The 12,387-nt window shown below is 64.6% G+C and carries 11 protein-coding genes, 1 pseudogene and 1 riboswitch; of the genes and pseudogenes, 4 read left to right on the top strand and 8 right to left on the bottom strand.

Annotated features, from left to right (window positions below):
- Positions 1-285 (top strand): annotated as a pseudogene (locus HKL97_RS01125) (DNA polymerase III subunit delta); the annotation flags it as partial.
- A 198-nt stretch (positions 286-483) separates the two neighbouring features.
- Positions 484-1,554 carry a transporter gene (locus HKL97_RS01130; RefSeq protein ID WP_291422013.1) on the top strand — a complete coding sequence of 357 codons (1,071 nt, stop codon included), beginning with the start codon at positions 484-486 and terminating at the stop codon, positions 1,552-1,554.
- Positions 1,555-1,627: 73 nt separating this feature from the next.
- Here the strand turns inward: HKL97_RS01130 and HKL97_RS01135 are convergent, their stop codons facing one another.
- The gene (locus HKL97_RS01135) at positions 1,628-3,619 is read right to left on the bottom strand and encodes a TonB-dependent siderophore receptor (protein WP_291422015.1); all 1,992 of its coding nucleotides are present in this window, start codon (positions 3,617-3,619) and stop codon (positions 1,628-1,630) included.
- 114 nt (positions 3,620-3,733) lie between these two features.
- Positions 3,734-3,925, bottom strand: a riboswitch (cobalamin riboswitch).
- A gap of 73 nt (positions 3,926-3,998) precedes the next feature.
- Between HKL97_RS01135 and HKL97_RS01140 the strand changes: the two genes are divergently transcribed.
- Entirely contained in the window at positions 3,999-4,931 is a 933-nt protein-coding gene (locus tag HKL97_RS01140) for a cation diffusion facilitator family transporter (RefSeq protein ID WP_291422017.1), read from the top strand.
- A gap of 12 nt (positions 4,932-4,943) precedes the next feature.
- Here the strand turns inward: HKL97_RS01140 and arfB are convergent, their stop codons facing one another.
- The 4 genes from arfB to HKL97_RS01160 form a co-directional block, all read right to left on the bottom strand.
- Positions 4,944-5,363, bottom strand: coding sequence for an alternative ribosome rescue aminoacyl-tRNA hydrolase ArfB (gene arfB / locus HKL97_RS01145; RefSeq protein ID WP_291422019.1), 420 nt, complete (start codon positions 5,361-5,363; stop codon positions 4,944-4,946).
- A gap of 32 nt (positions 5,364-5,395) precedes the next feature.
- The gene (gene rpmB, locus HKL97_RS01150; RefSeq protein WP_284258502.1) at positions 5,396-5,695 is read right to left on the bottom strand and encodes a 50S ribosomal protein L28; all 300 of its coding nucleotides are present in this window, start codon (positions 5,693-5,695) and stop codon (positions 5,396-5,398) included.
- A gap of 84 nt (positions 5,696-5,779) precedes the next feature.
- Complete coding sequence (locus tag HKL97_RS01155) at positions 5,780-6,037, bottom strand: hypothetical protein (protein WP_291422023.1); 258 nt, start codon at positions 6,035-6,037, stop codon at positions 5,780-5,782.
- A gap of 60 nt (positions 6,038-6,097) precedes the next feature.
- A complete protein-coding gene (locus HKL97_RS01160; RefSeq protein ID WP_291422025.1) occupies positions 6,098-7,966 on the bottom strand; it encodes an ABC transporter ATP-binding protein/permease in 1,869 nt (622 codons plus the stop codon).
- Between the two features lie 10 nt (positions 7,967-7,976).
- Between HKL97_RS01160 and HKL97_RS01165 the strand changes: the two genes are divergently transcribed.
- A complete protein-coding gene (locus HKL97_RS01165) occupies positions 7,977-8,807 on the top strand; it encodes an NUDIX hydrolase family protein (protein WP_291422026.1) in 831 nt (276 codons plus the stop codon).
- A gap of 9 nt (positions 8,808-8,816) precedes the next feature.
- On the opposite strand, the gene HKL97_RS01170 is transcribed toward HKL97_RS01165, so the two are convergent.
- From HKL97_RS01170 to infB, 3 genes are all read right to left on the bottom strand, one after another.
- A complete protein-coding gene (locus tag HKL97_RS01170) occupies positions 8,817-9,788 on the bottom strand; it encodes an L-threonylcarbamoyladenylate synthase (protein ID WP_291422028.1) in 972 nt (323 codons plus the stop codon).
- Positions 9,789-9,808: 20 nt separating this feature from the next.
- A complete protein-coding gene (rbfA, locus tag HKL97_RS01175) occupies positions 9,809-10,267 on the bottom strand; it encodes a 30S ribosome-binding factor RbfA (RefSeq protein WP_291422030.1) in 459 nt (152 codons plus the stop codon).
- Positions 10,242-12,387, bottom strand: a 2,146-nt coding sequence (gene infB, locus HKL97_RS01180) for a translation initiation factor IF-2 (RefSeq protein WP_291422032.1), incomplete at its 5' end; no start/stop codon positions are given. The genes rbfA and infB, both read right to left, overlap by 26 nt.

Below are 12,387 nucleotides of genomic sequence, written 5' to 3' on the forward strand. Positions count from 1 at the left end.
CTGCTGGGCGAGCTGATGCGCCTGCGGGTAGCGGCCGGCGCCATCGCGCAAGGCGCCTCCACCGCCGAGGCAATGGCCGGGATGCGCCCGCCGGTGTTCTTCAAGCGGCAAAATCTGGTCACCCGGGCGCTTAACATATGGTCGCTGCCCGCCCTCACCGAGGGGATTGCCGCCAGCTTGCGGGCCGAGGCAGCCTGCAAGCAGACCCTCACCCCCGACCAGGCGTTTTGCCGCCAGACCATGCTGGCCCTGGCCTCGCGCGCCCGCAACGCGGCGCGGCGATAATGCGGGAAGCGGCGAGCGATGTGCCAAACCGGCCACAGCGATCTGATATTATTAAGGAATTACACACAAACAATTGACAGTTCCATAAGGAAAGCCTGTCATCAATCATGAGCGGGCCAGCGTGTAGAAGCGCCTGCGGGGAGAAGGGTTTTGAAGATGCCGGTACGTGGAAAAAATTTCCGCGCAGTTTTGTTCAGCATGGCACTGCCGCTTGCGGTGGGGCTGGGAGGGCATCCGGCTTTCGCGTCGGACGCACTTCCGGGTGATGGCATTGCGCCGCCCGCCAATGTCAACATCGGCATGTTCTACAACCTGTTTACCGATGCATCCGGTATCGGCGGCGCCCATGGCGGCAGCTACGGCAAGAACACCCATATTTCCATGGATATCGTGGTCGGCCGCTATATCCGCACCTTCGATATTGATGGCATTCTCTCCGGCGTGCAGTTTTATGTGCCCTACGGCGGTTTTCTCGGCGGGCAGGAGGCTGGCATCGCCAATATTCCCGGCCCCTATGTGCCGGCCCTCGGCGGGCAACTGCCCGCCTACGGGGCGGGGCGCGCCAACCTCTCGCATAACGGCGGCTTCGGCCAGCCGTATTTCGGCGTGTTCTCCTATGTGCTCAACCACCCCAAGGCAGGCACCTACGGGGTCATCGCCCCGTGGATCGCACCGCCCCTGGCCAGCTTCAACCGCAGCGCCAACCTCAACCCCGGCCAGAACACCTGGACCTACGAGCTGGAGCTCGGTTTTCGCACCGTGCTCTGGGGTACGCCCACCACGCAAAACCTGGCGGTGGAACTCTGGAGCGAGAGCTATATGTTCGGCGCCAACGGGCAATCGGCCTATGTGTCTCCGGAGGTCTCAGCCAATAATATCCCGGCGATCTACAGCACCTATAACTATCTGAGCGGCGGGGCGATCCCCGATGCCAACCCGCTGCAAGCCAGCCGGGTGGTTCCCGCCAGTTTCCACGAACAACCCTCGCAGGAATTCCGCATTTATCTGCCGTATGAATTCGCGCCTTCCATGGGGGCGTTCATCGCGCCGGGCCTGTTCCAATCCTTCGGCGGCAAACAGACCTATAACCTGCAAGGCGGCGGCACGCTCGATTCGGGCAACCGCACCAACGAGACGCAGCTGCGCCTCATCGGCTCCACCTTCCTCTCGCCAAGCCTGCAAATCATGGCCATCGGCGAATACGATCTCGCCTCGCACGGCGGCCCGCTGAACCGCAATATTGAAATCCGCCTCGCCACATTTTTCTGAAAACGCTTCTGAAAGCGCTTCTGAAAACACTCCCAAAAACAAAAACGGGCACCTCGCGATGCCCGTTTCTCCTTCACTGAATGGTGGCGCGCACACCCAGCAGCACCGATGCGCCCGGCATCTGCAACCCGTTCACCGGCTCGAAATTTGAGCCAAGGATGTTCTTGCCCGTGGCGAACAGGGTGAATTTGTCATCCAGCCGGTAGGATGCGTTCAGATTCACAATCGTCCCCGGACGTGAACTGCCGGTCCCCGCGGCAATCGGATAGCCGTTGTTGTCATACAGATAATCGCTGAACCGCCCGACATATTGCACCTGCGGGGTGATGCTGAACCCCGGCGCAGGGGTGAATGTCAGCGTCGCAGAACCCGCGTTCTGCGGCCGGCGCAACAGGGCGGCGCGCGTGCGCGCATCAATCGCGTTGGTGTAGGTGTAGGTGAAATCCGCGCTCAGCCAGGGCGTGGGGTTCAGCACCACCTCGGTTTCCACCCCCTTGATACGCGCCTGGCCAATGTTACGCTCTGTTGAACTAGTATAATTGGGCGGCAGCGAGACATAAGTGATGAGATCGCGGATGTCCGACTGGAAATACGTTGCCGAGATGCTCGCGAAATCGCCTTGCCCGAAAGCCGGAATATCAAACTGCGGCCCGATCTCGAAGCTGCTGCTGTACTCGGCCTTCAACTTCGGATTGCCCTGGTAGGTATAGCCACCGGAGCTGTTCTGGCCATACAGATCATACAACGATGGCGCCAGAAACCCGGTGCCGTAGGATGCCTTCAGCCGCATATCGGCCTCCGGCACCGCCAGCACGCCGCCCACGCGCCAGGTGAGCGCATTGCCGAAACTGGAGACCGCATCATCGCGCAGCACGCCGGTGAGGGTGAGGCGGCGCAGCAATGTCGTCTGCGCGCCCGCATGCCCGGCCCAGGTGTGCTGCGAGGCGCCCATATGCGCCACAAACGGGGAGCCGTAATAGGCATCGTTCACCCGCTCGTGCGCTGTATCATTGATGTATTCAGCGCCGAACTGCACCGCTGAATCAGAGGTGCGGCCCACATAGGGCAGGTGCACGGTGTTGTTCCACTGCACATCGGTGCGCGTGCCATGATACACCTCATCGGCCTGCACCTGGTTCGGGTCCGCCGCGTCCAGCAGATTGGTGTTGTGCAGCGTGTTGTCCAGCCGGGCCGCGAACAGCTCCGTGCTCAGCCAGCCGTTGAACAGATTGCTGGCAACGCCAAGCTTGCCGAAATAATTGGTGTTCTTGTCGTAATTGTTCGGATCATCATAGATCGGATAACCAAGATCGGGGAAACCGGCGGTGGTCTGCTGCGCGCGGCCCACCACATAAAACCGCGTGCCGGGCACCGGCGTATAACCCAGGTTGACCGAGGCGAGCTGCGAGCGGAACGGGTCTTTCACGCCCGCATAAACGCTCATGCGCTTTGGCGTGTAGTCAAACCCGGATTCCTCATCGAGCGCGCCGGTCAGCGCGTAATCAAACTTGCCCGACGAACCTGAAACCGTGGCGCTCGCCTGCCCCTGGCTCGGGAAGCCCCCGGCCAGCGTCACGCTCGCCTTCGGCCGGCCAGCCCCGCGCAATGTGATGATGTTGATCACCCCGCCGATCGCGTTCGAGCCATACAGGCCCGACATCGCGCCGCGCACCACTTCGATACGGGCAACATCGCTCAGCGTATAATCGCCAAAATTAAAGGCCCCGTTGGCCTCGGAGGGGTCATTCACCGGCACGCCGTCTACCAGCACCAGCACATCCTCCGAATTGGTGCCGCGGATGAACACGCTGGTCTGCGCCCCAGAGCCGCCCGACTGCACCACCCCCAGCCCCGGCACCGCGCTCAGCGCCTGCGCCAGCGTGGTATACCCGCGCTTCTGGAAATCCTTGCGGGTGATAATGCTCACCCCCGCCGCCACTTTTGTCACCGGATCGGGGATACGGGTCGCGGTCACGGTGGTCAGGTCCACCGTGGTATCCGCCCAGGCCGCCACCGGCAGCAGCGAGGCCGCCAGGAAACAGCCGAATAATCCACTCTTGCTCATAACCAACTCCGCGCCAGCCGCGCGCGGGTTTCCCGCACACGGCACATTCAACAACTGCGACAGAGGCTCAGGGTCTCTCTCCCCTCCATCCATGGTGCACCCCGCCCATGAACGCGCAAATGTCTCGATGCCGGCCGGTCTCCTGGCTCGCGGATTTTCGCGCCCTCCGCCTTCTCGCCCTCATGGGGCAATGGCATCTGGAGAGAGCTAGCCGCTCACAGTTGCGGGGGCAGCCGCGGCGTTTTGATACCGCATTCCCGTTTAAGCCTGCCATCACGGCGGGCCACCGTCATCTGAGGGGGGTGGTAGCCCCTTAAGGCGCATGGATGCAAGGCAGGCGTGTTTGAGTTTATGCCCGCGCCACGCTAGACAAACAGGGATGCTCCACCCGCAGACACAAGTAACGGCTGAGCGGGCCTCCAGGCTGCGCAGGTTCGCCAGCCGCATCACCTTTGTGGTTGCCGTGCTGCTGCTGGCGGTGAAAATCGCCGCCTGGCTCACCACCGGCTCGGTCGCGTTGCTCTCCTCCACCGTGGACGGGCTGGTGGACGTGGTCACCTCCTTCACCACCTTCCGCGCCGTGCGCATGGCCGAGCGCCCGCCAGACCGGCGCCACCGCTTCGGCTACGGCAAGGCCGAGGCGCTGGCCGGTTTCACACAATCACGCTTCCTCTACGGCGGCGCGCTGGTGCTGGCGTTTCAGTCCGTCGAGCGGCTGGCCTTCCCCGATCCGGTGAAGCAGATCGGCTTTGGCCTCTGGGTCGTCATCGCCAGCCTGCTGGCCGCCGCCGGGCTGGTGATTCTGCAGACCTGGGTGGTGCGCCAGACCACCTCCACCGCCATCGCAGCCGACCGCGCGAACTACCTGGCCGATGTCGCGGTGAATCTCGCCGTGCTGGCGGCCCTGGCGATCATCCATTTCACCGGCTGGAACCGCGTGGACCCGGCGTTCGCCCTCCTCATCGCCGGGTATATGTACTGGAACAGCCGTGGGATCGACACCGATGTGCTGAAACAACTGCTCGACCGCGAATTGCCGCCCGCGGAGCGCAAACGCATCGAGGAGCAGGTGATGGCCTGCCCCGGCGTGCGCGGCGTGCACGACCTGCGGACCCGCTATTCCGGCGACCGGACCTTCGTTGAATTCCACATGGAGGTGGACGCGCACCTCACCATCACCCAGGGCCACGCCATCAGCGATACTGCGGAAGCCGCTGTGCGGGAGCTGTTTCTGCCGCAGGTAGTGGAGGTGATCTCGCATCTGGAGCCGGCGGGGATCAAGGACGAGCGGCTGGACGACCGGGTGGGATAAAGCGCATCAGTCCTAATCCTCGGCGCCGCGGCGCAGCTTCTTGGTCTCCGCACGCTGGCTCTTCGCCTCCAGCCGCCGGGTTTTCGAGGCTTTGGTCGGCCGGGTCGGCTTGCGGAACACCGGGGCCACCGCCGCCGCGCGGATGATTTCGAACAGGCGCTCGCGCGCATCCGCCCGGTTTTGCAGCTGCGTGCGGAAACGGTTGGCGGTGATGACAATCACCCCGTCATTGCTCAAACGCCGTCCGGCCAGCACCCGCATACGCGATTTCACGGCACCCGGCAGCGATTCACATTTCAGGAGGTTAAAGCGCAACTGCACAGCGGTTGCGACTTTATTGACGTTCTGCCCCCCAGGGCCGGACGCTGCAATAAAGCTTTCCTCGAGATCAGCCTCGCTGATCCCGAGTCTCGGTGTCACTTGTATGAGCATCCGGCCCAGCCTTCACTGCCAGGCCAGGCGGGTTAGGCCGCCTTGGCGGCCTTTTTGGCGGTCGCGCGCTCCAGGCGGCGCTTCAGCGCCAGACCCTCGGTGGTCATCTTGCTGTCGTTCTGGCTCAGCAGAAACGCATCCAGGCCGCCGTTATGCTCAATCGTGCGGATCGCCCGGGTGGAAAGACGCAGCCGGACGTTACCCAGAACGTCAGACAGCAGCGAGGTTTCCTGCAAATTCGGCAGGAACCGGCGGCGGGTCTTGTTGTTCGCATGGCTGACATTATTGCCAGCTTGCACGGTCTTTCCGGTCAGTTCACAACGGCGGGCCATAGTACAATCCTCAAATACGCAAAGCGGGCCGGCGGATGCCAGCCCGAAATCCAGCCCAGCTTATGGCTAAAAGCCTCGCCCCGGTCAAGCCTCGCCAGCGTGGTCCTTGCCCACGGTGGAGCGCATTTCACCTGATTCAACGCTTTCCATCGCCTGGCGCAGAATCTGCACCACCACATCGTCCGGCAAGGTGCGCGTGAGCAAGCCCATCGCGCCGCCAAGCAGGGCGGACGCCACGGCCAGCGAGCTGATCTGCTGACCGATCATATACTCAATCGCCTTGTCCACGACGGAGCCGGCATGGCTCAGGTCGCGTTCGGGCGGGGATTGTGTCTCGTTCATCGTATTTTCCATCAGCGCCTTCTATCTGGTGATTTGCCGCCCCGCTACCAGGGCAAACGCCTACCCGGCCACTTCGCCGAGAGTTTTTTCCCGCACGACCTCTTCCTGCTCCGCCTGCTGGGCCGCCCACATACCGGCGTATACACCGTCAGCCTCCAGCAGCGCCACATGGCTGCCGCGCTCCACGATCACGCCCTCGCGCAGCACCAATATCTCATCGGCATCGGTCACCGTGGAGAGCCGGTGCGCGATCACCAGCGTCGTGCGATCATACGCCACCGAGCGCAGCGCCGAGCCAATCTCCTGCTCCGTCGCGGTATCCAGCGCGCTGGTCGCCTCATCGAGGATCAGCACGCGCGGATTCTTCAAAATCGTCCGCGCAATCGCCACACGCTGTTTCTCGCCGCCCGAAAGTTTCAACCCGCGCTCGCCGACTTTGGTTTTATAGCCCTGCGGCAGGGTGATGATAAAGTCATGGATCTGCGCCAGCCGCGCCGCCTGCTCAATCTCCTCAACGCTGGCGCCCGGCCGCCCGTAGGCGATGTTGTAGAAAATCGTGTCGTTGAACAGCACCGTATCCTGCGGCACCACGCCGATGGCCGCGCGCAGGCTGTGCTGGGTGTAGTCGCGGACATTATGCCCATCCACCAGCACGGCGCCGGAGACCGTGTCGTAAAACCGGAACAACAGGCGCGAGATGGTGGATTTGCCCGAGCCGGTCGGCCCGACGATGGCCACTTTCTGGCCCGCCTCCACGGTAAAGCTGACGCCCTTGAGGATGTCACGATCCGGATTGTAGCCGAAATGCACATTCTCGAAACGCACCTCCACCGGCGCGCCCTGCGGTGCCAGCTCAATGGCGCCGGGTTTGTCGCGCACCTCGTAATTCACCCGCATCAGGGAGAACATCTGCTCCATGTCGATCATGCCCTGGTTGATCTGCCAGTACACAAAGCCGAGAAAATTAAGCGGCACATAAAGCTGCATGAGATAGGTGTTAACCAGCACGAACTGGCCGACCGTCATGGTGTGGTGCGCAACACCGGTTGCCGCCATCAGCATCATCACGCCCAGCGCGGCCGAGATGATCACCGCCTGGCCGATGTTCAGCCCGTTGAGCGAAACCTGCGCCTTGACCGAAGCCGCCTCGTAGCGCGCCAGGCTCTCGTCGTAGCGGCGCGACTCATGGCCCTCGTTGCCGAAATATTTAACCGTCTCGAAGTTGAGCAGGCTGTCGATCGCCTTGGTCTGCGCCTCGTTATCGGTCTCGTTCATGATCCGGCGGAACTTGGTGCGCCACGCGGTCACGCCAAAGGTGAACGCCATATAGAACCCGACCGCGACAAAGGTGATAAGCGCATACCAGAAGCTGAACATATGCCACAGAATGCCGACGGTGAGCAGCAGCTCGATGATGGTCGGCAGAACATTGAAGGTGCTCAGCCGCAGCACGTTCTGGATGCCCAGCGTGCCGCGCAGGATGATGCCAGAAAGCCCGCCGGTCTGCCGGTCCAGGTGGAATCGCATCGAGAGGCCATGCAGATGCTCAAAAGTCTGGCGCGCCACCACGCGCGAGGCGCGCATCTGCACGGCGGCGAAAATCGCGTCGCGCAGTTCGCCAAACCCGGCCGCGGCAACGCGCACCAGCGCGTAACCCACAATCAGCGCCGCGGGAACCACGATGGCATTGGCGCCGTGGGCCAGCCGGTCCACCGCGTGGCTATAGAGGATCGGCACATAAACCGTCGCCACCTTGGCCAGCACCATCGCGATGCTGGCCAGCACCAGCCGCAGGCGCAGGCCGAACTCATGCTTGGGCCACAGATACGGCAGCAGCGAGCGCAAAGTGGCCCAGGAATCGCGCGGCGCCTTTGGCGCGCCGGGGGTGGGAGCAAGATGGGGGTTGGCACGGGCGGCATTACGGGTCATGTCACCGCACATGGCATCTGATACGCAAATTGCAAAGCTCCTCTCGCACATCTCTGCCTGTCATTCAGCGGCGCTGCCGGGCTCGCGCCTGCCGCTCTACGCCGGAGCGCACCATATCGGCTATGTAACGCCCGGTTTCGCGGCCCGGCTGGCCGCCGCCAGTCCGGTGGTGACGCGCGATGAAACCCGCGTGCTGCTCGCCCCCGCGGCGCTGCCGGAGCTGAACAACCTGGCCCGCGCCGCCGGGCTGGCGCTGCGGGCGGAAAATTTTGACGTGCGCGAGACCGATGGCGGCCCGGTGCTCGCCGTGCTGGACCGCGGCGCCCTGCCCAGCTTCGGCGTCATCGGCGTGGGTGTGCACATGAACGGGCTGGTCCGCCGCGCGGATGGCTGGCATTTGTGGATCGCCAAGCGTGCCGCCAACAAAAAACTGGACCCCGGCAAGTATGACAATCTGGTCGCCGGCGGGGTCGCCTCTGGGCATACGCCGTTTGAGACCATCATCAAGGAATCCGAGGAAGAAGCCGCGCTCCCGGCCGTCCTGGCCGCCAATGCGCGCCAGGTCGCGCGGTTTGCCTACAACATGGAGCGCCCGGAGGGGCTGCGCCGCGATGTGGTCTATGCCTATGACCTGGAACTGCCGGAATCCTTCATCCCCGAACCGGCGGACGGCGAGGTGGAAAGCTTTGCCCTCTGGCCGCTGGCCCGCGTGCTGGCGGTCGCCTCCACCACCGATGACTTCAAATTCAACGTCAACTTGGTGCTCATCGACCTGCTGATCCGCTTTGGCATGATCGAGGGCGCGGCGGCGGACAGGCTGCGCGCCGCGCTAAACGGCTGACCGGCTGCCTCAGCCGCGAGGCGCCGCCGCCCGGCTCAGCCGGTCGTTAATCGCACGGCCCAGGCCGGTGCGCGGGATCGGCATAACCGCGATGCGCGTGAGGCCAAGGGCGGGCGCCCTGGCATCCAGCTCATGCAGGGCCTCGAACAAGCACGCCGCCGCCTCGGTGAGGTTTTTTATCTCCGAGAGCTGAAACACGAGCTTTGCACCGGTCAGCGGCGGGCCAAATGCCAGCAACGCCTCATCCGCCGCCACAGTGCTTGCGTTGAGCCGTACCGGCAGCCCCGGCGCATAATGCGAGGCGAGCATCCCCGGCGAAGCCATCGCCTGCCCCTGGGTAATCGGCGCGCCGGTCCCCACCGGGCCGATCACCGCCTCCAGCGCTTCCACGCTCACCCCGCCGGGGCGGAGCAGCACCGGCGCGGGGCCGGAGAGGTCCAGCACCGTGGATTCCACCCCCACCGCGCAGGGCCCGGAATCGAGCACCGCCGCGATTTTGCCACCCAAGCCCGCCAGCACATGCGCGGCCGAGGTGGGGCTGATGCCACCTGAACGGTTGGCCGAGGGCGCGGCCACCGGCCCGCCGAACGCGGCCAGCAAGGCCAGCGCAACGGGATGCGCCGGAACGCGCACGGCCAGAGTCTCCAGCCCCGCCCCCGCCAGCCGCGCAACCGGGCAAGCCGCCGCGCGGGGCAGCACCATTGTCAGCGGCCCGGGCCAGAATGCCGCCGCCAGCTTCTCCGCCATGGCATTTGGCACCACATGCGCGAACGCAGCCCGCGCGTTGGCGTAATGGCAGATCAGCGGATTAAAGCTGGGCCTTCCCTTGGCCGCATAAATTTTCGCGACTGCCTCACCGTTGCGCGCATCTGCGCCCAGGCCGTAGACTGTCTCGGTGCCGAAGGCGACCAGCTCCCCCGCCGCCAGCAGCGCCGCGGCGCGGGCAATCTCCGGCGCGGTTGGATGCAGGATGACGCTCACCTGGCCCCGGCAGTATCCGGTTATTCTTCGTCCGGGGCGGCGGCCGGCGGCTTGGCGCCTGTTTCCAGGTCCCGCGCCACTTCCGGCTGGTGCAGCAGCTTGTTGATGCGCGTCGCCTCTTCCAGCGCCTCATCGGCCAGGAATTTCAAATCCGGCGTCACCCGCAGCCCGAGCTTCGGCGCGATCTGCGCCCGCAAAAAGGGCGACACGCGCTTGAGCGCGGGCAGCAACGGCGTGATATCCTTGCCCCCCAGCGCGGTGGTAAACACCGTCGCGTGCTTCAAATCCGGCGACATGCGGACCTCCGAGATCGTCAGATGCGCCTTGGCCAGCGCCTTCTCGTGGAACTCGGTGCGCAGGAAAATCTCCGCCAGCGCATGGCGGATTTCCTCGCCCACCCGAAGCTGCCGCTGAGACGGCCCCTCCTTACGGGATTCCCTCCCTGGCGCTCCGTTACGGAGCGACGATTTCGGTTTCATAGCATTCCACCACATCGCCCTCGCGCAGATCCTGGAACCCGGCGAAAGACAGGCCGCATTCATAGCCGCGCGCCACTTCCTTCACATCGTCCTTGAAGCGCTTGAGCTGCGAGAGATCGCCCTGATGGATGACCACATTGTCGCGCAGCAGGCGCACGCCGCAGCCGCGCTTAACCACGCCCTCGGTAACATAACAACCCGCGACCTTGCCGGTCTTGGTGATGTTGAACACCTGGCGGATTTCCGCATAGCCGAGGAATTTCTCGCGATGCACGGGGGCAAGCTTGCCCTTGACCAGCTTCTCGATGTCGTCCGCGACCTCATAGATGATCGAGTAATAGCGGATGTCCACCCCATCGCGGTGCGCCAGCTCGCGCGCCTGCGCATTGGCGCGCACATTAAAGCCGACAACGATCGCATCCGACGCCTTCGCCAGCTGCACATCGCTCTCGGTGACCTGGCCAACACCCGAATAGATCACGCGCACGCGCACTTCCTCGTTGCCGACCTTGGTGACCACCACCGAGATCGCCTCGGCGGAACCCTGCACATCGGCCTTGACCACAAGGGCCACTTCCTTCTGCGCACCGGCCTGAATCCGGGCCAGCATTTCCTCCATCGTGCCGCGCGCGGCGGTGGCGCTGGCGGCGGAACGCTCGCGCAGCTTCTGCTGGCGGTATTCCACGATCTCGCGCGCCCGCACGTCGCTCTCCACGACCACGAACGGCTCGCCCGCAACCGGGGCGGCGGACAGGCCAAGGATTTCAACCGGCGTCGAGGGTGTGGCCTCCTTCACGGCCTTGCCCTTGTCGTCCTGCATGGCGCGCACGCGGCCCCACTGGGCGCCCGCCACCACGATATCACCGGCATGCAGCGTACCCTTCTGCACCAGCACAGTCGCCACCGGGCCACGGCCACGGTCGAGCCGGCTCTCAATCACCGCACCCTCGGCCGAACGATTCGGGTTGGCGCGCAGTTCCAGCACTTCGGCCTGGAGCAGAATGGCTTCCTCAAGCTTGTCCAGCCCGAGCTTCTTCAGCGCCGAGACTTCGACATCCTGGGTCTCGCCGCCCATTTCCTCGACCACGATCTCATATTGCAGCAGCTCCTGGCGCACGCGGTTGGCGTCCGCGCCCGGACGGTCGATCTTGTTGACAGCGACGATGATCGGCACCTGCGCCGCCTTGGCGTGTTTAATCGCCTCGATCGTCTGCGGCATCACGCCGTCATCGGCGGCGACCACCAGAACCACGATATCGGTCACCCCGGCGCCGCGCGCGCGCATGGCGGTGAACGCCTCATGGCCCGGCGTGTCGAGGAAGGTGATCTGCGCGCCCGAAGGCAGCTTCACGGTATAGGCGCCGATATGCTGGGTAATGCCGCCAGCCTCGCCGGCGGCCACATCGGTATGGCGCAATGCATCAAGCAGGCTGGTCTTGCCATGGTCGACATGGCCCATGATGGTGACCACGGGCGGGCGAGGCAGCAACTCGGTGTCGGTATCCTCCTCGCCTTCGAGGCCCACTTCCACATCCGCGTCAGACACGCGGCGCGCCTTGTGGCCGAACTCCGCCACCACCAGCTCGGCGGTGTCAGCGTCGATCACCTGCATGATATTCGCCATCACGCCCATTTTCATCAGGGCGCGCACCACCTCGTTGCCGCGCGCGGCCATACGGTTGGCCAGCTCCTGCACGGTGATGGTCTCCGGCAGAATCACCTCTCGCACCACCTTCACGCCATCGGAGCGCAGCAGCTCCAGCTCGGCCTGGCGGCGCTCACGCTCGCGCTGGCGGCGCACGGAGGCGAGCGAACGCACCTTCTCGTCCTCGCCCTCGATGGCGGCCAGCACATCGATCTTGCCGGCGCGGCGGCGGTCATCACCAATTTTCTTCGGCGCCACCACGGGCACGCCGCGCTTGGGCGCGGGGCCGACGCTCGGGCGCTTCACACCGCGCGGGGCTTCGTCTTCTTCCTCGGGCCGCGCGCCGGGGCGCTGGCCCGGTTTCAGCTGCAAGGTCTCGCGGCCGGGGACGGCGGGTTTCGCCGGGGCGGCGGCGGGTTTCGCCACGGCTGCGCCGGGTGCTGCCGCGGGGGCGGCGGGCTTGGCTTCGGCCGGC

The organism is Acidocella sp. (assembly GCF_013044125.1).
Lineage (GTDB): Bacteria > Pseudomonadota > Alphaproteobacteria > Acetobacterales > Acetobacteraceae > Acidocella.